This is a genomic window from Acinetobacter sp. MD2 (assembly GCF_035615575.1).
GTDB lineage: Bacteria > Pseudomonadota > Gammaproteobacteria > Pseudomonadales > Moraxellaceae > Acinetobacter.
Genome location: NZ_VTDK01000003.1, coordinates 244,180 through 265,555 on the forward strand (window position 1 = coordinate 244,180; position 21,376 = coordinate 265,555).

Consider the following 21,376-nt stretch of genomic DNA (forward strand, 5'->3'; position numbering starts at 1 on the left):
TTGCTCAAGACTGCAATAAAAAACTGAGCCTTAAGGCTCAGTTTTTTTATCTGTGTTTAGGTATTTTCTAACAGCGACAAAACTTCTTGTGCCGAAATGGCTTCACCACATAAAAAACCTTGACCATAATCACAGCCAACATTTAAAAGCATTTCTTTTTGTTGGGTGGTTTCAATCCCTTCTGCCACCACTTCAAGTGCAAAACTTGGCGCAAGCTGACACAAGACTTTTACTATGGCAAATATAGCAGGATCGGCTTCCATTTTTTGGACAAATTGACAATCAATTTTTAAATAATCCACTGCATAATCACGTAAATGCGTTAGCGAAGAATAGCCTGTGCCAAAATCATCTAATGCAATTTTAATTCCTTTTTCGCGCAATAAGCTTAAAGCACGCGTCACAAAATCACGACCGTGGTGCAAAAAAATATGCTCGGTAATTTCAACTTGTATCCATTCAGGTGCAACCTGATACTGCCTAAGACGTGCCAACAATCGTTCGGCACAATCATCTCTTAAAAACTCAATTGGGGCGATATTAATCGAAACAGGTACAACTTTACGCCCTGCCTGCTGCCACTTGGTAATATCTTATGCTGCATGACATGGCTAATTTTAGTGGCCAATTCATAATGTTGAAAGCTTTCTACAATCTGTGCCGGATATTGGAGCTGCCCTGAACAATCTTTCCAACGCAATAAGGCTTCAAACCCGATAATTCTCCCCTAATTTTAAACAAAATTTAGGTTGATACTGCGGAAAAATACAATCATCACGTAAAATGGCATAACCACCAACATTTGTGGCACGTGATTGAGTCTCTTCCAACGTAAATACGATATACGATAGAGGATGATACTGCTGATAAGGTAACAGACTCTGTCATATTGACCCTTTTTTCCACAACGCAGAATACGCCATGATGACACAGAATTTATTCATCGGCTATTAACCGATTCACGTAATATAGCCACGTAGATTGAATCTTTTTCACACATAAAATGCTTTAAATTTAATGCATTAAATATCTTTGATCTAATTTTTTGCAGGCGACAAAAGCCACCTAATCACAAAGTATGATCACTTTAGCATTATGTGCAAAAAAGTTGATTTATGTCAAAATTTAAACAAGCGTAGAGCACATAAAATAATGATCAAGATGTAAATGATAACCAATTGAAAATAAATGCAAATAATTTTTCCCCCACTATTTATAGATCTAAACGATAAGAAATAAAATTCAAGATTAAATAAAAGTTATAACCTTTCCTATTTATTTGCATCTTATTTTTATAAATATAAAGTGATGATAATTAAAAATTTTAATCAAAAAATAATCAAATTTTAATGCTAAAGCAAAAGAACATGCTGGACTTTATCTATTCATCACAACTTACAATTGTTATACTAAAGTCTTAATAAACACGACTCTCTCTCGTTTCATCAATACGTTGTAACGCTTAAACGTATTGTTTTACTTGATCTAGTGTTAGGTCTATAGATCTAGATTTAAGTCAGTCATTTCATTTAAGGCAATTGGATGCATAAATTTCTAAAAGGCGGATTAGTGCTGCTGATAGCACTCATCGTTGTAGCCATTCTATTCTTGTTTAGACCGATTGCGTCTAAGCCAATTCAAACCGAAAATGGTGAACCTGTGGTAGATGTGGTTCTCATTGGCGGTGGTATCATGAGTGCAACACTTGGTACTTACCTAAACGAATTACAGCCAAACTGGCAAATTCGTATGTATGAACGTCTAGACAAAGTCGCACAAGAAAGCTCAAATGGCTTTAATAATGCAGGAACTGGGCATTCAGGCTTTATGGAAATGAATTATACCGAAGAAAAAGACGGTAAAATGGACATTTCAAAAGCAGAAAAAGTTGCTTCTCAGTTTGAAGTTGCAAAACAGTTCTGGTCATACCAAGTTAAACAAAGTGTTTTGGGTCAACCAAGCTCTTTCATTAATCCGGTTCCTCACCATGCCTTTGTTATGGACGATAACGTTAAATTTTTAGAAAAACGTTATGCTGCTATGATCAAAAGCCCATTATTCCAAGGCATGAAATTTACTGAAGACCCAAATCAAATTAAGCAATGGGCACCTTTAGTCATGGAAGGACGTGATCCGAAGCAAAAAGTTGCTGCGACACGTATGGAGATTGGTTCGGACGTTAACTATGGTTCGATCACAACCCAACTGGTTGGTCACCTTGAAAAAGATCAAAACTTTAAATTGCAAACATCAACTGAAGTGACTGCAATTAGTCCAAATGCAGATAAAACTTGGTCAGTTGCATTTAAAGATTTAAAAACAGGTAAAACAAGCCATGTGAAAACCCGTTTTGTCTTTATTGGTGCAGGCGGTGCAGCAATTAAAATGTTGCAAATGACTGGCTTACCAGAAGCAAAACAATATGCTGGCTTCCCTGTTGGCGGTGAATTCTTAATTACCGACAACCCTAAAGTTGCTGCTGAACATACTGCAAAATTGTATGGCCGTGCAGACTTTGGTGCGCCACCAATGTCGGTTCCACATATCGATACACGTTATATCGATGGTAAAAAATATACATTATTTGGTCCTTTTGCAACGTACTCAAACAAGTTCCTTAAAAATGGTTCTCAGCTTGATTTAATTGCAAATACAAATAAAAACAACGTCTTGCCAATGACTGTTGTGGGCATGGAAAACTTAGACCTCGTTAAATATTTAATTGGTCAAGTGATGATGTCAGATCAAGACCGCTTCAATGAATTAAAACGTTACTATCCAAATGCAAATCCAAAAGATTGGCATTTAAGCCAAGGTGGTCAACGTGTTCAAATCATTAAGAAAGAACCTGGCAAACCTGCAAAACTACAGTTTGGTACTGAAGTCTTCGTATCACAAGATCATGCTGTTGCAGCGTTAATGGGCGCATCTCCTGGTGCATCAACATCGCCATACATTATTTTGAGCGTGCTTGAAAAAGCATTCCCAGAGCAAACCAAAGGTGAATGGAATGCGAAATTGCATGAAATCATCCCATCTTATAAGCAAGATTTAATTACAGATCCTGTCTTGTTAGATAAAGTACGTCAGTACACAAGTTCAACGCTTGGCTTACATTACACACCTGTTCACCCAACTGCACCAGCAGCTGTGGCAACAGTCAAATAATCTAAAGCTTTGATTTAAAAAAGGATGAACTTCGGTTCATCCTTTTTATTCTCTTCCTATTTTTTCTTTTTTATTATCTATGTCATCTGCAAACTCATTTTTAGCGTCTCTTGCTGTATTCAGATGTCGAGATTTTTCATTATTGACACTGAATCAATGTTGCTTAACCCAAGCCATTTTAATTCAGGAAATCTTAATTGCTTATTCACTTTATCAACTGACTCAAAATCCGCTCAGCCTAGGTTTAGTTGGTTTAATCGAATTTATTCCTTTTGTAATATTGTCATTATGGGGGGGCTATGTAGCCGATCGCTTTAATCGTCAGCGTATTTTACAATGGTGTTTTAGCTGTTCTATTCCATTGGCAATGCTACTGTGGCTCAGTTTTCACTTACATTCACAACAATATATTTCAACCTCACTATTCTTATGGGTTACTTACAGCATTTTATTCTTATTTGGCTGTATTCGCGGTATTTATAGTCCCTGTTTTAATTCCTTACGTCCATTTTTAATCCCTCAAAATCAGTATGCCCAAGCTGCAACATGGACTGCTTTGTGCTGGCAAATTAATGCTGTACTTGCCCCACTTTTTGCAGGTTTACTGATTGCCCATGCAGGCATTCACAGCACATTCGCCTGTACAGTGAGTTTGTTTATTTTAGGAAGTTTGGCTTTATGGCACTTAGAACCACGCCAGTTCCCTACCCTGCAACAGCACGCTGTACTAATCAATTTAAAAGAAGCCATCACCTTTATTTACCAAAGCCCGATTTTATTTTGGTCAATTTTTCTAGATTTAGCCTCGGTATTTTTTGGCGGTATTATTGCGCTATTACCAATTTTTGCCCAAGATATTTTACATCTACAAGCTGATGGTTTTGGCATGCTGCGTGCTGCACCCGCCATTGGTGCATTCTTTATGATGAGCGGCTTAGTATGGTTTCCGCCGCAAAAACACGTTTGGCGAACCCTAATGATTGCCATGTTTGGCTTTGCCTGTTGTACCTTAATATTCACCCAAATTCGGCATCTCTATAGCGCAATGGCCTTATTAATGCTCATGGGTGCATTTGACAGTATCAGTATTGTGATTCGGCAAACGTTACTGCAATGGATTCCACCTAAACACATGCTTGGACGGATTTCTGCAATTAATGGGATTTTTGTAACCTCAAGTAATGAGCTAGGTGCATTACAATCGAGTATCATGGCGCGCTATTTTACGGTATTGCCTGCTATGCTAATTGGTGGCAGCTTATCCTTATTAAGCATTGCAATCACTTTTATGCGTACCCGCAACTTACTGCAATTTAAACTTCAATCTGATACAGATTCATCGCCTTAATTTTTGGTAGCAGTGTTATGTCTTCTCGATTCTTCCGCTTGAGCAACATATTCATTCATTTAGGATTCTGCCTTGTCTTTTTCTCGGCTACGCATCTTGTTATGATTGGGGGTACAGGACTTTTCTTTGCACTCATCTCTGGCTTATGGTGTCTATATAGCCTCACTCAAATCCGGATTTATTCTATCTTTTATTATGGTTGTTGGGGACTCATTACGCTAGCAAGTTTATATGCTTTACGTGCACAGCCACATTTATTATGGATCGTATTATTAAACCCAATTGTATTATTCATTTTTATCGCTAAATACAAACATCATCAGCCGAGTTATTTCACAATGCTTGGCTTGTTATTACTTGGGCTCATCGCATTTAGTAATGCCGAACAGCGCAACTTAATGGCGCTAAAACAACAATATGCCCAATTTGAAACAGGCGACACGTGGCAGAAATTAGGTGCGCTTTAAAATTTTTAATGAATGCTATTTTACAATTTATTCATTAGATAGTTGAAAAACAACATTAACCTAAGAATGACTTTTCTTTATACTCCTAGCCAAAATTGTACAATTGGATGTAAAGCAATGAAAATTCTAGATGGTGGTGTAGGTCGTGAACTTGCGCGTCGTGGTGCGCCGTTTCGTCAACCTGAATGGTCGGCATTGGCGCTATGGGAAGCGCCTGAAATTGTAAAGGATGTACATCTCGACTTTATTCACGCAGGTGCAGAAGTCATTACCACCAATAACTATGCCGTTGTGCCCTTTCATATTGGCGAGCAGCGCTTTGCTGAGCAAGCACGTGAACTCGTCCAAGTTGCGGTCGATCAAGCCAAACTTGCAGTTCAAGAAAGTGGCAAAGCGGTGAAAATTGCAGGCTGTTTACCGCCTTTATTTGGCTCGTACCGTGCCGATTTATTCCAAGAAGATCATGTCAAAGAGTTGGCCTTGCCAATTATTGAAACACTAACAGGCCAAATTGATTTTTGGCTTGCAGAAACTCAATCTAGCTTGATTGAAGTTGAAATGGTACATGGCTTATTGCCTAAAGATGGCAAGGCTTATTGGGTGTCGTTCACTTTAAACGATGTCCTACAACAAGAACGTGCCACCTTACGTTCAGGCGAAAACCTTGAACAAGCCGTTGCAGTACTACGCCGCATTGGTGCAGAAGCAGTTTTATTTAACTGCTGCCAACCTGAAGTCATTTTACAAGCAGTACAAGAAATTAAACGACTTGCACCAGAACTCACTATTGGTGCTTATGCCAATGCATTCCCACCACAAGATGAAAATGCCACTGCAAACGATGGCTTAGACGATGTACGCCCAGATTTAACACCTGAATCGTATTTAAGCTTTGCCAAACAATGGCAAGATGCAGGTGCAAGTTTAATTGGCGGCTGCTGTGGTATTACCCCTGCCCATATTGCTCAACTTTCAGCCTTTTTTAAAGAATAACCTGCCATGTCCTCTACAAAAATTGGTTTACTGTCTTTAACCGCCCTCGTCTTTAGTTCGATGGTCGGTTCAGGGGTATTTAGCTTACCCCAAAATATGGCTGCGGTCGCAAATGGCTCTGCACTGCTGATTGCATGGCTAATTACTGGCGTGGGAATCTTATTTTTAGCATTTTCCTTGCTGTATTTGTCGCGTGAATATCCTGAACTTGATGGCGGGATTTATAACTATGCCCGTGCAGGCTTTGGCGAACTGATTGGCTTTTGCTCGGCATGGGGCTATTGGCTGTGTACCACTATTGGTATTGTAGGCTATGTCGTTATTGCTTTTTCAAGTCTAGGCATGTTTACCGATCGCCCCGACCATATTATTTTTGGTGAAGGCAATACGCTGTATGCACTGATTGGCTCTTCTATTTTTGTATGGCTCGTGCATTGGTTGGTCAGCCGTGGCATTAAAGAAGCAGCGATCGTCAATTTAATTGCGACAGTCGCTAAAATTGTGCCGATGGTGGTCTTTATCATCTTCAGCTTCATCGCTTTTAAGCTCGACTTATTCAATAAAAACCTACTCGACTTTTCACTAAAAGTTCCAGTGTGGCAACAAGTCAAAGACTTAATGCTCATCACGCTTTGGGTTTTCACAGGGATTGAAGGTGCAGTGGTGTTATCCTCACGTGCCGAACGCCGCCACGACATTGGTAAAGCAACGGTGTTAGGAGTTTTGGTTGCCTTGGCTTTTTATGTGATGGTCACCGTTTTATCTTATGGCGTCAGCAGCCGTGCTGATATTGCTGCCATGCATAATCCATCTATGGCAACCATTTTAACCCAACTGATTGGTTTACCAGGCACCATTATTATTACGGTTGGTTTGATTATTTCAGTGTCATCTTCGTATTTAAGTTGGACATTATTTGCCACCGAAATTCCGTTTTTAGCTGCAAAAAATGGGGCATTCCCTGCGGTATTTTTAAAGACCAATGCCAATAATGTGCCGATTTCATCACTTTGGTTAACATCAGTTGTGGTACAAATTTCATTAATTGCGGTATGTTTTTTTAATAAAAACTATACCCAATTATTGCTAATTTCATCGGTGATGATTCTGTTGCCTTACTTTTTGGTATCCGCATTTTATTTAAAGGAAGCCACTAAAAAGCGCCAAGTTAAGCATATCACGATTGCCTTAGTCGCAACGATTTATGCACTTTGGTTATTATATGCAGCAGGATTATCTTTACTGGGGTTATCCGCAGTTCTGTATGCAGCAGGCTTAATTATTTTCTTTTATAGCTATGCGCGCCATAAAAGAAATATGGCTTAATCCACCATTTTTAGTCGCTAAATACGTATAAAAAAACGGCTCATCAGAGCCGTTTTTTTATACTTGCCATCTTATTTAAAAGAGGCTTCGTACGCTGCTGCTTTTTCAGTATCAAATTGTTTTTGCCATTTGCTAATGACCAATACTGCCAAGGCATTCCCCACCACATTTAATGCCGTACGTGCCATATCTAAAATACGGTCAACCCCTGCAATAAATGCTAAGCCTTCTAATGGAATACCCACAGAACCTAAAGTTGCAAGCAATACCACGAATGATACACCTGGTACACCTGCAATACCTTTAGAAGTCACCATTAAGGTTAATACCAATAATATTTCTTGGCTTAACGATAATTCGATGCCGTAAAGCTGTGCTATAAAAATAGCAGCAATACTTTGATATAATGTTGAACCATCTAAGTTAAATGAATAACCAGTAGGTACCACAAAACTCGAAATTGCTTTTGGCGCACCATAAGCTTCCATTTTTTCCATAATACGTGGTAAAACGGTTTCTGAACTTGCGGTTGAATACGCTAAAATTAATTCATCTTTCAATATTTTAAATAAGGTAAAAATATTGAAACCACAAATCTTAGCAACACCACCTAAAACAACAATTGCAAAGAATAAAATCGCACCATAAACCAATAACACTAATTTTGCTAAAGGTAATAATGAGCTAAAACCAAAGGTTGTGACTGTCGCAGCAATCAGTGCAAATACACCCACAGGGGCATAAAGCATAATCATATGCGTCACTTTAAACATGGTTTCAGACACAGCTTTTAAAATGTCGAGCAATGGCTGTTTTGTTTCTGCAGGAAGTGCAGCTAAGCCTGTACCAAAAATTACCGAGAAGAAAATAATTGGCAACATTGAACCACTTGCCATCGCACTGAAAATGTTCGATGGAATGAGTGATAAAATGGTCTGCATAAATCCATGCGAACTAGCCTTCACTTCTTCGGTTGTATGCTCATATTGAGAAATATCCACTTTGTGCAACAATGACATATCAATGCCTGCACCCGGATGAAAAACATTGGCCGCTAAAATACCAATCACAATCGCAACAGTGGTAATAATTTCAAAATAAACAATGGTTTTAAACCCTAAAGCACCTAGCTTTTTCGAGTCCCCAACCCCTGCAATCCCTAAAATTAAGGTTGAAATGACAATCGGAACGACAATCATCTTAATCAAATTAATAAAAATTTGACCTGCAGGTTTTAAAATATTTCCAACAACGTAAGCTTGATAGTCTGGTTCATTGTGTAAAACTGTACCTACAACAATACCCAAAATCAAGGCAATGAGAATTTGCCAAGCAAGCGTAATCTTTACTTTTTTCATAGGCTAAAACCTTATATGATCTCGTTACTGACTGACATGATCAGTGGACAACAACAGGAGAGAAAAAGAGAAAATAAAGCATATAGGTCGAAATCCAATTTCGAGGCCGCTCCATTAAAAACGGGACTAATTTACCCACAGGCTATTCTTTCGTCAACAAGAAATTCTATTTTCCTATAAGTTGTTTTTTTAATTTCTATATTTGTTATTTTATTTCAAAAACTTACTTTTAACTTTATATTACTTCACACTAATTTTTTATATAAAAAACTGCACAGTTCATACTGATATGACAATCTAAATGGATATTTCCTATTGCATCACACCCTTAAGCGACAATATATAGCCTGCTTTTAAAAAACAAATCGTTATTGTAAGTACCATAAATATGCTTTGCTTGCACAAATTAAAATCGATTAGATTTTCACGTCGAATCCCTATAATTCACATTGACCCTCGCTATAATAGGATACTCTATAGCCTTTTAAATGATCATGATGACAATGCTGACTTGCTTTAAAGCCTACGATATTCGTGGCAAACTAGAAACAGAACTAAATGAAGAAATCGCTTATAAAATTGGTCGTGCCTACGGACAAATCTACCAACCCCAAACAGTTGTGGTCGGTTGCGATATTCGCCTAAGTAGCGAAAGCCTAAAACAAGCCACCATTCAAGGGCTAAATGATGCAGGCGTAAATGTGCTTGACCTTGGCATGACAGGTACTGAAGAAGTCTATTTTGCTGCATTCCATTTAGATGTTCAGGGTGGGATTGAAATCACTGCAAGTCATAACCCAATGGACTATAACGGCATGAAATTAGTGCGTGAGAACGCCCGACCAATTAGTGCTGATACTGGTTTAAAAGAAATTCAAGCCTTAGCCGAAACTAACCAATTTGTTAATGTTTCAGTTAAAGGAACCACTCAAAGCTATAACATTTTGCCTGAATTTGTAGAACATCTTTTGGGCTATATCCAACCTGAAAAAATCCGTCCACTTAAGTTGGTGGTTAATGCAGGAAATGGTGCCGCAGGTCATGTTATTGACGCCTTAGAACAACGTTTTGAGACACTCAATATTCCTGTGCAATTTGTTAAAATTCACCATGAAGCTGATGGTACTTTCCCAAATGGTATTCCGAATCCATTATTGGTTGAAAACCGTGACAGCACTCGCCAAGCAGTATTTGAACATGGTGCAGATATGGGCATTGCATGGGATGGTGACTTTGACCGTTGTTTCTTATTCGATGAAAAAGGTCAATTCATTGAAGGCTATTATATTGTAGGTTTACTGGCACAAGCCTTTTTGCTACAACATCCAAATGAAAAAATTGTGCATGACCCACGTTTAGTCTGGAACACTGAACAAGTAGTCAAAACCAATAATGGCACAACGGTACAATCTAAATCTGGCCATGCTTTTATTAAACAAGTCATGCGTGAAGAAAATGCCATTTATGGCGGCGAGATGAGTGCACATCATTACTTCCGCGACTTTGCATATTGTGACAGCGGAATGATTCCATGGTTGCTTACTACTGCTTTATTATCTGAAACCAAACAATCACTTTCTAGTTTAGTTGAAGAAATGATTGAAAATTTCCCTTGTAGCGGCGAAATTAATTTTAAAGTTGCAGACAGCCAAGCCACTATTCAGCGCATTTTCCATCATTATGCCAATCAAAATCCTACAATTGACCGTACTGATGGCGTTAGTTTAGATTTTGGTGCTTGGCGTGTAAATGTACGCTCTTCAAATACTGAGCCATTATTACGTTTAAATATTGAAAGCCGCCGTGATCACAATCCACGTCCTATGCAAAGCTATGTCGATGAGTTAACACAGTTAATTCAGGCATAACCTGCTAAGTTTAAAACAAAAAACTCGGTACACGCCGAGTTTTTTGTTTGTCCAAGAATAATTTAGTGATAGCCTTGTGGATTTTGTTTTTGCCAATGCCAACTATCGCGGAGCATATCAGCCAAACCAAACTTAGGCGTCCACCCCAGTTCAGCTACGGCACGCTGATTATCAGCAAAACAGGTTGCAACATCGCCCGCACGGCGTGGTGCAAATTCAAAAGGAATTGCCACACCATTGACCTGCTCAAAGCTATTTTTAATTTCTAATACCGAATAGCCCTGCCCAGTTCCAATATTCCATGCTCGGCAACCAGTATTTTGCAAACGATTATTTAAAGCGCATAAATGCGCATCGGCTAAATCCACTACATGAATATAGTCTCGCACACCAGTGCCATCTACTGTGGCATAATCTTGCCCAAAAATAGATAATTTTTCACGCTGCCCCACAGCAACTTGGGTCACATAAGGCATTAAATTATTGGGAATGCCTTGTGGGTCTTCGCCAATACGGCCACTTGGGTGCGCCCCAACAGGATTAAAATAACGTAATAATGCAATCGACCACCGTGGTTCAGCCGCTGCTAATTTTTCAAGCATCTGCTCGATAATTAACTTGGTATAGCCATAATTATTGGTCGGCATACCTGTGGGTAAATTTTCGTGTAATGGCGATGGATGATCATCACCATAAACCGTAGCAGATGAACTAAAAACTAAATTAAACACTTCAGCACGTTGCATGGCTTTAAACAATTGAATGCTGCCCGCTAAATTGTGCTCAAAATAATGTAGCGGAAATTGTTGACTCTCCCCCACTGCTTTTAAACCTGCAAAATGAACAACAGCATCGATTTTATGTGTAGTAAAAATCTGATTTAAACTGGCTTCATCACGAATATCTGCCTCAATAAAGGTGAGAGATTTTGCGGTGAGTTGTTGCACGCGCGCCAATGATTCGGCACTACTATTGCTTAAATTATCTACCACAACCACATCATGGTTGGCTTCCAATAATGCCACACAGGTATGTGAACCAATAAAACCCGCACCACCCGTAACCAAAATTTTAGCCATGGTCTTTTCCTAATAAAATTTTTAATAAGCCTTGGGTCGATGAATCAAGTCCCGACCAATCCGCTTGCTCACCATTTAAAATGGGTAACAGTTGATTTGCAATTTCTTTGCCTTTTTCAACGCCCCATTGATCAAACGGGTTAATATTCCAAATCACCGATTGCACAAAAACTTTATGTTCATAACAAGCAATCAACATCCCTAAACTATACGGATTAAGCTCATCAATTAATAACATTGAACTACTTTGATTGCCTTCGTACTGCTTATAATTCGGCAAATTTTCAAGCTCATCTGCGGCCAAAGCCTGATTACCAAAGGCCAATAAACGTGACTGTGCCAAACAGTTTGACAGTGCTAAGTGATGCTGTTCAATTAATGCTTGGGCATTTTGCACATAGGTAAATTGTGCCGCGTTATAACGTTTTACAGGCGCAATAAAGTCACAGCTTACAGCATGTGTGCCTTGGTGTAATAATTGATAAAACGCATGTTGGGCATTTGGGCCAACTTCCCCCCAAAGAATTGGGCAAGTTTTCATTTCAACACTTTGCCCACTACGTTGAATCGATTTACCATTCGACTCCATTTCAAGTTGTTGTAAATACGAGGCAAAATATTTTAAGCGACCATCATAAGGCAGCACAGCATGGGTTTGAACATCTAAAAAGTTCGTATTCCAAACACCCAGTAATCCCATCAGAACGGGGATATTTTGTGAAAATGGTGCCTGTTGAAAATGTTGGTCAACCGCATAAGCACCTGAAAGGAATTGTTTAAAGCCATCCACGCCAATACTTAATGCAATCGGAAAACCAATGCATGACCATAGCGAATAACGCCCACCGACCCAATCCCACAGCAGTAATTGCTTATCTTCAGCAATTCCCCATTCCGACATTTTTTCAGCTTTAGTCGAAACACCAACAAAATGATTTTTTAAAATTTTGTCTTGCACACCTAAAGCTTTCTCAAGCCACAAGCGCGCTGTTTGTGCATTCGATAAAGTATCAATAGTACCAAATGATTTTGATGAAATAACAAACAATGTCGTTTCAGGACGAAGCTTGTGCAATAAATCAGATAACTGGCTACCATCCATCGTAGACACAAAATGTACCTGTAGCGGTTTTGCTGTAGGTACTTTAAAGTCCGACAATGCTTGAGTCACCATGAGTGGTCCTAAATCTGACCCCCCAACGCCAATATTCACTACATCTTGAATCACTTCACCCGTTGCGCCACGGCACTGACCCGCATGGATTTTCTCAACCAAAGCATACATGCGTTGCAACTGCTGTTGTACTTGTACCGCAAGTTCGGAGTGTTGCTGATTTTTTAGAGGTAATCGTAATGCCCAATGCATAGCAGCACGCTGCTCAGTATAATTTATTTCTTCCGTTGAAAATAAACGCTGAATCCACTGTTCTAACTGTTGTTGTTCAGCCAATTCAACTAACTGTTGCAAAACTTCAGACTTGATTCTTTGCTTGCTATAATCAAAAAATAACTGCTGAAAACGTAATGAAAACTGTTCAAAACGATTGGTATTTTGGGAAAATAACTGCGTTAGCGGCTGTTGCTTTAAATCTTCAGCCCAATGATTCAAACGCTGGTTTGGTTTAGCTTTGCTACTAAAATAAATTGGTTCCATTATTTACGCCCTACCCCTTCATACGCAAAACCCTGTGCTTTTACATAAGTAGGATCATAGACATTACGTCCATCTAAAATTAAAGGATGCTGCATCGCTTGCTGTAATTGTTTATAATCTAAACTTAAATATTGTTTCCATGCAGTTAATAAACACAGCGCTGATGCACCTTGCACTGCTTCATATTGGTCTTCGCATAAAATTAAATCATCACGCTGACCATATTGCTTGGCAATTAAAGGTAAAGCTTGAGGGTCGTGTAATTGTACAATCGCCCCTTGTGCCCATAATGCTTTAAGCATGGCGTGAATTGGAGAAAAGTGAGTGCGCGGGGTATTTTCTTTAAAAGATGCGCCCCAAATTGCAATAATTTTTCCTTTTAAATCACATTGATAATAATTCCACAGCTTTCTAAATAAAACTTCTTTTTGCTGTTCATTAATCTCTAAAACTTGCTCAAGCAATTGGCTTTTAACACCTGTATCGGCCAGAGTTTGCGACAAAGTCATGACATCATGCGAGAAGTTTTCTCCTCCAAACCCAACACCTGTGGCTAAATAACTACCACCAATACGGGTATCTGCTCCAACGCCTAAACGAACATTGGCAATATCAATCCCTAATTTTTCGGCTGCCTGTGCTAAATCATTCATATAGCTAATACGTGTTGCCAACATGCCTGAAATACTGAGTTTAGTAAATTCAGCATCTAAAATCGGCATAAATACATAATCATGATTGGCACGATAAAATGGACGTAGAACCTCTTTGATTTGAGCATTTGCATCAGAATGATCAACACCAATCACGACATAATTCACATTTAGAACACTTTGAATGGCATTACCCTCTTGCACCATATCGGGCAAATAACACCAATGATCCTGCGATAATTTTTGCTGTAATTGAGTTGTACCATTTAGCCCAAAGCTTGAACCATTAATCATGAGTTTAGGGTGAATAATCGGTTGCTGTTGTAAATTATCTAAAATAAAATCAAGTTGTTGCTGTTCATTCGAATTAAAGGCAAAAAAGTAGGCATCTATGGTGAGTGGGACTTCATTCAAGGCGCAAATGATTAATCGTTTACTTTGAGCTTGTAGAGAGATTAATTGATTAATCGTTTTATCTTGATATTGAATGTCGCTAGCTTCAGCATCTTTTGCATATGGACACCAGAACACGCTATGCCCATATTCTGCAAACAATCCCGCCATAACACCCGCATTTAATGTGGCTCCATAAACTGCGATTTTCATGGCGTCTCCTTTATAATTTCAGCTCTTTAATCAACTCAATAAATTCTGCACCCAATTTTGGATGTGTCACACCATAGTGCAATACCGCTTTTAAATACCCCAGCTTACTACCACAGTCAAAAGTTTGACCACACATCCGATAAGCTTCTACTACATCAGTCTGCTGCAACATGGCAATCGCATCAGTCAATTGAATTTCATTACCCGCGCCACGTGGCGTTTTTTCCAATAAGTGCATAATTTTAGCAGGCAATACATAACGACCAATCACCGATAAATTACTTGGTGCAGTTCCAACTGCAGGTTTTTCAACAATTCCCTGCATCACTTGGCTTTGGCCTTGTTCAGGACTCACCGCCACATCTACAATCCCGTATTGGTCAACCAAATCATCAGGTACAGCTTCAACCATAATTTGTGCGGCATTTGAACGCTCGAATTGCACGATCATTTGCGCTAAGTCATTTTCTTCACTCTGATTTTTGACCAATACATCAGGCAAAAGTACAGCAAATGGCTCATTCCCCACAATATCTTTAGCACATAGTACAGCATGACCTAAGCCTAATGGTTGTGGCTGACGCACACTCACTACGCTCACATGTTCAGGTAAAATTTGGGTAATTTCAGCCAACAAATCCAACTTCTTTTTTTGTTCTAATGTCGTTTCTAATTCGAAATTACGATCAAAATAGTTTTCAATTGATGCTTTTGAACTATGTGTGACTAAAATAATTTGCTCAATGCCCGCAGCAATCGCTTCTTTTACCACATACTCAATTGCGGGGCGATCAACAACTGTAACCATCTCTTTAGGGATGGATTTACTTGCAGGTAAAAACCGTGTACCTAAACCTGCAACAGGTAAAATTGCTTTTTTGATCATGATATTCAACTTTAAAGCATTAAATTAAGATTTCGCTTCTTCATTTTGGCTTTGTATACCATTGCCTTTAAAAAATGAGGGACCCACATGACCTGGTGCATTAATTCCTTCTTTTTTCGACATCACCACTACTGTTTTAAACATAATTTTAAAATCGACAAACACATTATGGTTATCAACATACCATACGTCATGTTTAAAACGCTCTTCATATTCCAATTCATTACGACCGCTAATTTGGGCAAGACCAGTCATGCCTGGGCGCACTTCTAAACGGCGTGCTTGTTCAGGCGTATAATGTTCAACAAACTCTTTTAGCATGGGGCGTGGCCCAACAACACTCATATCGCCTTTAATGACATTTAAAAGCTGAGGCATTTCATCTAAACTGGTGGAACGTAATTTCTGTCCAAAAGGCGTAATCCGTTCTTCATCTGGCAAAGGATGGCCTTGAGCATCTAAACCATCTTTCATCGATCGAAACTTCATCATTTTAAAAAGTTTACCATTTTTACCGGGGCGTTCTTGATAAAAAAAGATGGGCGAACCAAGATTTTTTTTGACTTTGAATGCAACGTATAAAAAGATAGGCAATAAGATTGTAAATGCAATCGATGCAATAATGATATCGACTAAACGTTTAAGCATATTTTGTTCCACAAAACTGAGTAAGACAACTAAATATGTTTACTCTTTCCTAGTTCTAAAATACATGTTTGGTTTAGCTTCTGCTTTATAGGGTCATGTATCCACCCCCACTTATTAAAATATTGTATCGCACTTTTGAGGTGAACTTTTAAAAGTTTTTTATTTTTATATGAGCCTTGACTATGAACATGTGTGACTTGAGCCAATGGATAATATAAACCACCAAATTTCTCTACACATCTCCTAGATAAATCGATATCCTCCATGTACATAAAAAACTGCTCATCAAAACCACCCAAGTCTATTAATGGCCTCGATCTAAAAAACATGAAACAACCAGATAGGTTTGGAACAGGGCATGGCAAAGAAGTATCATAATCTTTTAACAAATATTTTCGATCTAACATATTTGAGATAAAAGGAATAAAGCGTCGTGCAAACAAATTTATAGGAGAGGGTAGCAGTCTTGCTCCAAATTGATTTGTACCATTTGGATAAATGATCTTAGGTAAAAATAATCCTACATCTTTATTTTTCACAGCAAAATTAACTAACAAGTTAAAATCTGTCTGATCAAAATAGATATCTGGATTACAAATCAAGAAAAATTCACATTCATGTGCAAATTTTTTAATGGCAAGATTATGTGCATAACCAAAACCATTATTTTTTTCTGATTTCATATAAAAAATCCGAGGGTCCTTTAAACTTTCAACCCAATCACATTCATCATTATCAATGATAATTAAACGGTTCAAATATGGACTACAAAGTAAGCTATCTATTACCTCAGAAACATCTTTATAAACATGCTGATAAATTACTAATGATACATTAATTATTTTATTAATCATTTTTATCACCACTCTTCACTATTCCAAAAAAATTCGCCTTCACTAGCATTTTTAACATATCCCACTTTGAGCGGCTATTCAGGACAAGAACAAGTTGATAAAAAATGTTTTTCGCAATCTCTCTCATACCTAAAACCCATGGAGTATGAGTACATTTAGCAAGCCAATATGCATTACGAATTCGAAAAAAAACTCTATTTTTTGAATAGATTGGAATTCTAAAAGAAGCAAAAGAAATAAAATGATCTCCTATACTATGCTTTAAAATAGAACTTTGTGAAATAAAGTTACGATATCCTTTATGAATTGCTCTTAGACACCACTCAGTATCTATATAATCAATAAAATATGCTTCGTTCATACGACCCACATCTTTTAGTACCTTAGTTTCGACCAAACAACCAGATGAAATAACTAAAGAAGTTTCTATTGGAGCGTGTTGGCTCTGGCTAACTAATGCAAGTCGCTTACCCCAGTTGTTAATTTTAATCGGCTTGTAATAATGCTTATCTTTAACATCAAAGACTGTTGGGCCTAATACGCCCAAATTGATATTTTTCTTTTTAAGAGACGCATAATCAGCAACCATACTCTGAACGTATATTTCATCTACAGCACTGTCTTGGTCAAAAAATAAAATTATATCTGCATCATAGAGTATCGCTTGCTCAATTCCATAGTTCTGAGCAGTTGCTAATCCTTTGTTTTCTTCTAATTGAGTAAAAGTGCTTATCTTTGAAAGTTTATTTGCTAAACCCTCTTTTTTTTGAGAACAATTATCAACTACAAAAATAAAATTTACACAGCCTTTTATAGTCTCCACCAAATCTAATAAAATAGATTCTATCGGGTTATAAGTCACAATAACGACAGCTATTTTCATTCACTTACTAAAATAAATTCTTTTAGAAATTATACCCGTTTTAGCTCCAAATAGCACTTTTAAAAAATAACAGATCATAGTAATAATAGATGCTGTTTTCTGATAAAATTCAGACAATCGAATATGCAACTTAAATTTGAAAATGTTCTATAAGTCCACATTTCATGAATTTATTCATGCTTTTAAGCACCCACATCAATGGCTTCTTCTCGCATGGTTTGACATCAAACAACGCTATCGCCGTTCGGTTTTAGGTCCATTTTGGATCACTATTAGTACAGCAATTCTGATTTCTGCTTTAGGCTTACTCTGGTCCACACTATTTAAAATGGCTTTAGCAGAATATTTACCTTACTTTGCTATTGGAAATATTTTATGGGTATTTATTTCAACGCAATTTAATGAATCTACAACAGGATTCATTAATTTCACCCATATTATTAAACAACATAGACTCCCCTATCCAAGTTACATACTCAGACAACTTTCACAAAACATTATTATTTTTCTGCATAATTTTATTTTAATTTTTATTATCATTAGCTTTTCAATTTATGATTGGAGCTGGAAAACATTAATTGCAATCCCTGGTTTTGTATTGTTAGCCGCTGTTACTTTTTTTTGCTCATTTATCTTTGCTATTCTTAGTACAAGATACCGTGATTTAGCACCTATTATTCAAAATATGATTATGGTTGCTTATTTTATGACACCCATTATGTGGCAGGAAAAAACTTTACCAGAAAAATACCATTGGATTATTCATTTTAATCCTTTTGCACACCTAATTAGTTTAGTTCGTCAACCTTTACTCGGAAGTGCCCCATCTTTACTGAACTGGCTAGTTTCTATCTTTCTTCTTCTCTTAACAATGCTTATTTCATATTCTTTATTAAATAAATCTAGAAATCGTATTGCATATTGGTTATAAATTATGTCTGATGCTCATATTATTCTAAATCATGTCTCGGTGGCTTTTCCAATTTACAATACGTCTAATCGTTCACTCAAAAAACGTGTTTTAAATGCTGCAACCGGCGGAAAAATTGCTTCTGATTCCAGTAAAAAGGTCGTTATCCAGTCGTTAACTGACATTAATTTAAATATCCAAAAAGGGGATAAAATTGGCTTAATTGGCCACAATGGTGCAGGAAAATCTACTCTATTGCGTGTTTTTTCAGGTGTTTATTCGCCATCTTCAGGCAGTATTGACGTACAAGGAAAAGTCGTCTCCTTACTTGATATTAGTGTCGGGTTAGATGGTGAATCTACAGGCTTTGAAAATATTATGCTTCGTGGCGTGCTTTTAGGTTTTTCCCCTAAAGAAATCGAACAAAAAATAAATGATATTGCCGAGTTTAGTGAACTTGGCGATTTCTTAAACATGCCTATCCGCACCTACTCTAGTGGTATGGTTATGCGCTTAGCCTTTTCTATTATTACAAGTTTTCCTGCGGATATTATTTTAATGGATGAATGGCTTTCTGTAGGTGATGCTAATTTTAGCCAAAAAGCCAAAAAACGATTAGAAGAAATGGTCGCACAATCTTCTATTTTAATTATTGCCTCACACGACCCAGATATGATTAATCAGCTATGCAACAAAGTGATTACACTTGAGCATGGAGCAATTAAAAATATTAACATTGTTTCTAACAACTTCAAATAAAGGCAATTTGGTTAACGCTATGCTTATATCTATCGGAATGATTACTTTCAACAACCCTAAAGAAGAGATATTTAAATGTTTAAATAGTATACGCTATCAAACATATTCAAATGAAAAAATTGAAATTATAATTAGAAATCAAGGGCTATCTGAAACTATTAACTACATTAAAGAATATCTCTCTCAACATAAAAATATTAAAATTACAGTTTATCAGGGTGAGAATATTGGCTTTGGTCGAGGACATAATGATATATTTTCAAAAATCTCCAACGAATCTTCAGCTTATTTATGTTTAAATCCTGATGGTGTTTTACATAATGAAACAATAGAAAAACTAGTAAACAGAGCTATTAAAAATGACTGGAACGGAATTTTTGAAGCTATCCAAGAACCCATAATGCATCCTAAAAAATATAATCCCAACACAGGTAATACAGAATGGTGTTCTGGGGCATGTTTACTTATTCCAAATGATATTTATAAAAAAATTTCTGGTTTTGATGAAGATTTTTTCCTCTACTGTGAAGATGTCGATTTATCTTGGAGAGTAAAATCTCATGGTTATCAATGTATAACCTGCCCTGATGCGTTGTTTTTCCACTATGCCGTAGATCGAAAATCTAGAGAAATAGAAATATGGAGGTCTGCACTATTACTCGCGCATAAATGGAGAGCTGAAGCATTTAAGACCTTCGCCTTAAATAATTTATTATCTTTAGTTGATATTAATAAAAAAGATATTTTAGAAAATATTTCAAAGTACTCAGAACACCCACTAGATGATGTCTACAAAGCTAACCCAAACTTTAAGCATGGTCTAACATTCTCTGAAAAAATGTGGAATTAATTAATAATGAACAACAATGCCCTTTCAATTATTATTCGAACTATGCCTGGTCGAGAAAAGTTCCTAGATAAATGTTTATTTTTACTTACGTGCCAAACCTATTCCGAGATAGAACCAATCATTGTTATTCAAAAGAAGCAAGATAGTGATTCAACGAATCATCTAACCCAAACCATTCAAGTATGGAAAAATAGCTTCCCCAAGTTACAAGTTATCACTCACACCGCAGATTATGATGCACGAGCATTAAGCCTTAATTTAGGAAAAAAGGCAGCAACTGGGCGATTCCTCGCCTTTCTTGATGATGATGATAAAGTATACCCCGAGCATTATTCAAAACTAATTGACCCATTATTAACAAAAGAATATGTGTGGGCTTATAGTGATATAATACAAGCATATTATAATGAATACGGGCAACTTACTGCTAGAAACACTCCATTTAAAAGAGATCATTATTCTTTTCTAAACCATCTAAAAGGAAATTTTATTCCTATCCACTCTTTTGTTCTAGATTTAACGAAAGTCGATTCAAATTTACTGGTAGATGAATCATTTACCAAGCATGAAGACTACGACTTCTTACTACGGCTAGCATTCAAACATGAACCATTATATATTCCATCCTTTACGGCTGAGTACTGTATTCGTACTGATGGATCTAATACGATTATGGATGGTACATCCGACACAGTAACAAGATTAAAAAAACTTCAAGGTTGGATGCACTCACATGAGCAATTAGAACAGAAAAAAGTAACAGAATTCGGTTGGTGGGTTAAAGAGTTCGACTCTCTTCAGATCAATGCACCTTTTAACACCTCTAGCCAGAACTTTTCATATAGACAAGCCTTAGCGGACTACTATAATTCTTCATCATGGAGAATGACTCGCTTACTCCGAAATCTAATCCGCTCATTTAAAAACATGCCAAAAGAACAGATATGTATTCCTCATACTGAAGTTGAAGCAAAGGCAGAACTGGACAAACTATTAAGATCAACTTCCTGGGAAATTACTGCACCTCTGCGATTATTCAGTCGAGTCATACTTAGAAAAAAGTAGC

General features: G+C 37.3%; 19 protein-coding genes. 10 read left to right on the forward strand and 9 right to left on the reverse strand.

Annotated elements, in window-relative coordinates:
- Nucleotides 1–56: 56 nt before the first annotated feature.
- On the reverse strand, nucleotides 57–590 hold the full coding sequence (locus FXN70_RS06185) for an EAL domain-containing protein (RefSeq protein ID WP_324646681.1): 534 nt from the start codon (nucleotides 588–590) through the stop codon (nucleotides 57–59).
- Between the two features lie 952 nt (nucleotides 591–1,542).
- Here FXN70_RS06185 and mqo point away from each other — a divergent pair.
- From mqo to FXN70_RS06210, 5 genes are all read left to right on the forward strand, one after another.
- Nucleotides 1,543–3,168, forward strand: coding sequence for a malate dehydrogenase (quinone) (mqo, locus tag FXN70_RS06190; protein WP_324646595.1), 1,626 nt, complete (start codon nucleotides 1,543–1,545; stop codon nucleotides 3,166–3,168).
- Nucleotides 3,169–3,247: 79 nt separating this feature from the next.
- A complete protein-coding gene (locus FXN70_RS06195) occupies nucleotides 3,248–4,516 on the forward strand; it encodes an MFS transporter (RefSeq protein WP_324646596.1) in 1,269 nt (422 codons plus the stop codon).
- A gap of 101 nt (nucleotides 4,517–4,617) precedes the next feature.
- Complete coding sequence (locus tag FXN70_RS06200) at nucleotides 4,618–4,983, forward strand: hypothetical protein (protein ID WP_324646597.1); 366 nt, start codon at nucleotides 4,618–4,620, stop codon at nucleotides 4,981–4,983.
- Between the two features lie 117 nt (nucleotides 4,984–5,100).
- Nucleotides 5,101–5,976, forward strand: a complete 876-nt coding sequence (locus FXN70_RS06205) for a homocysteine S-methyltransferase family protein (RefSeq protein WP_324646598.1) — start codon at nucleotides 5,101–5,103, stop codon at nucleotides 5,974–5,976.
- A gap of 6 nt (nucleotides 5,977–5,982) precedes the next feature.
- Nucleotides 5,983–7,302, forward strand: coding sequence for a basic amino acid/polyamine antiporter (locus tag FXN70_RS06210; RefSeq protein WP_324646599.1), 1,320 nt, complete (start codon nucleotides 5,983–5,985; stop codon nucleotides 7,300–7,302).
- 71 nt (nucleotides 7,303–7,373) lie between these two features.
- On the opposite strand, the gene gltP is transcribed toward FXN70_RS06210, so the two are convergent.
- On the reverse strand, nucleotides 7,374–8,660 hold the full coding sequence (gene gltP, locus FXN70_RS06215) for a glutamate/aspartate:proton symporter GltP (RefSeq protein WP_324646600.1): 1,287 nt from the start codon (nucleotides 8,658–8,660) through the stop codon (nucleotides 7,374–7,376).
- Nucleotides 8,661–9,157: 497 nt separating this feature from the next.
- Here gltP and FXN70_RS06220 point away from each other — a divergent pair, with 497 nt between their 5' ends.
- A complete protein-coding gene (locus FXN70_RS06220; RefSeq protein ID WP_324646682.1) occupies nucleotides 9,158–10,528 on the forward strand; it encodes a phosphomannomutase CpsG in 1,371 nt (456 codons plus the stop codon).
- 62 nt (nucleotides 10,529–10,590) lie between these two features.
- On the opposite strand, the gene galE is transcribed toward FXN70_RS06220, so the two are convergent.
- Genes galE through FXN70_RS06255 form a run of 7 tightly spaced genes read right to left on the reverse strand, consistent with a single transcriptional unit; the run spans nucleotide 10,591 to nucleotide 17,791 of the window.
- Entirely contained in the window at nucleotides 10,591–11,607 is a 1,017-nt protein-coding gene (galE, locus tag FXN70_RS06225) for a UDP-glucose 4-epimerase GalE (protein ID WP_324646601.1), read from the reverse strand.
- Nucleotides 11,600–13,261 (reverse strand): glucose-6-phosphate isomerase, encoded by a 1,662-nt coding sequence (gene pgi, locus FXN70_RS06230; protein ID WP_324646602.1) that lies wholly within the window; start codon nucleotides 13,259–13,261, stop codon nucleotides 11,600–11,602. The genes galE and pgi overlap by 8 nt, the downstream gene beginning before the upstream one ends.
- Nucleotides 13,261–14,520 (reverse strand): UDP binding domain-containing protein, encoded by a 1,260-nt coding sequence (locus tag FXN70_RS06235; RefSeq protein WP_324646603.1) that lies wholly within the window; start codon nucleotides 14,518–14,520, stop codon nucleotides 13,261–13,263. Before FXN70_RS06235 ends, pgi begins: the two co-directional genes overlap by 1 nt.
- 10 nt (nucleotides 14,521–14,530) lie before the next feature.
- Nucleotides 14,531–15,406 (reverse strand): UTP--glucose-1-phosphate uridylyltransferase GalU, encoded by an 876-nt coding sequence (galU, locus tag FXN70_RS06240; RefSeq protein ID WP_324646604.1) that lies wholly within the window; start codon nucleotides 15,404–15,406, stop codon nucleotides 14,531–14,533.
- Nucleotides 15,407–15,430: 24 nt separating this feature from the next.
- Nucleotides 15,431–16,054, reverse strand: coding sequence for a sugar transferase (locus FXN70_RS06245; RefSeq protein ID WP_324646605.1), 624 nt, complete (start codon nucleotides 16,052–16,054; stop codon nucleotides 15,431–15,433).
- A gap of 29 nt (nucleotides 16,055–16,083) precedes the next feature.
- Nucleotides 16,084–16,908, reverse strand: a complete 825-nt coding sequence (locus tag FXN70_RS06250; protein ID WP_324646606.1) for a glycosyltransferase — start codon at nucleotides 16,906–16,908, stop codon at nucleotides 16,084–16,086.
- Nucleotides 16,901–17,791: a glycosyltransferase family 2 protein gene (locus tag FXN70_RS06255; protein ID WP_324646607.1), complete on the reverse strand. Its 891-nt coding sequence runs from the start codon at nucleotides 17,789–17,791 to the stop codon at nucleotides 16,901–16,903. The genes FXN70_RS06250 and FXN70_RS06255 overlap by 8 nt, the downstream gene beginning before the upstream one ends.
- A gap of 142 nt (nucleotides 17,792–17,933) precedes the next feature.
- Between FXN70_RS06255 and FXN70_RS06260 the strand changes: the two genes are divergently transcribed.
- Genes FXN70_RS06260 through FXN70_RS06275 form a run of 4 tightly spaced genes read left to right on the forward strand, consistent with a single transcriptional unit; the run spans nucleotide 17,934 to nucleotide 21,375 of the window.
- Nucleotides 17,934–18,722: an ABC transporter permease gene (locus tag FXN70_RS06260; protein WP_324646683.1), complete on the forward strand. Its 789-nt coding sequence runs from the start codon at nucleotides 17,934–17,936 to the stop codon at nucleotides 18,720–18,722.
- A gap of 39 nt (nucleotides 18,723–18,761) precedes the next feature.
- Nucleotides 18,762–19,460: an ABC transporter ATP-binding protein gene (locus FXN70_RS06265; protein WP_324646608.1), complete on the forward strand. Its 699-nt coding sequence runs from the start codon at nucleotides 18,762–18,764 to the stop codon at nucleotides 19,458–19,460.
- Nucleotides 19,414–20,310: a glycosyltransferase family 2 protein gene (locus FXN70_RS06270; protein ID WP_324646609.1), complete on the forward strand. Its 897-nt coding sequence runs from the start codon at nucleotides 19,414–19,416 to the stop codon at nucleotides 20,308–20,310. Before FXN70_RS06265 ends, FXN70_RS06270 begins: the two co-directional genes overlap by 47 nt.
- Nucleotides 20,311–20,316: 6 nt before the next feature.
- Nucleotides 20,317–21,375, forward strand: a complete 1,059-nt coding sequence (locus FXN70_RS06275) for a glycosyltransferase family 2 protein (RefSeq protein WP_324646610.1) — start codon at nucleotides 20,317–20,319, stop codon at nucleotides 21,373–21,375.
- Nucleotide 21,376 lies beyond the last annotated feature (1 nt).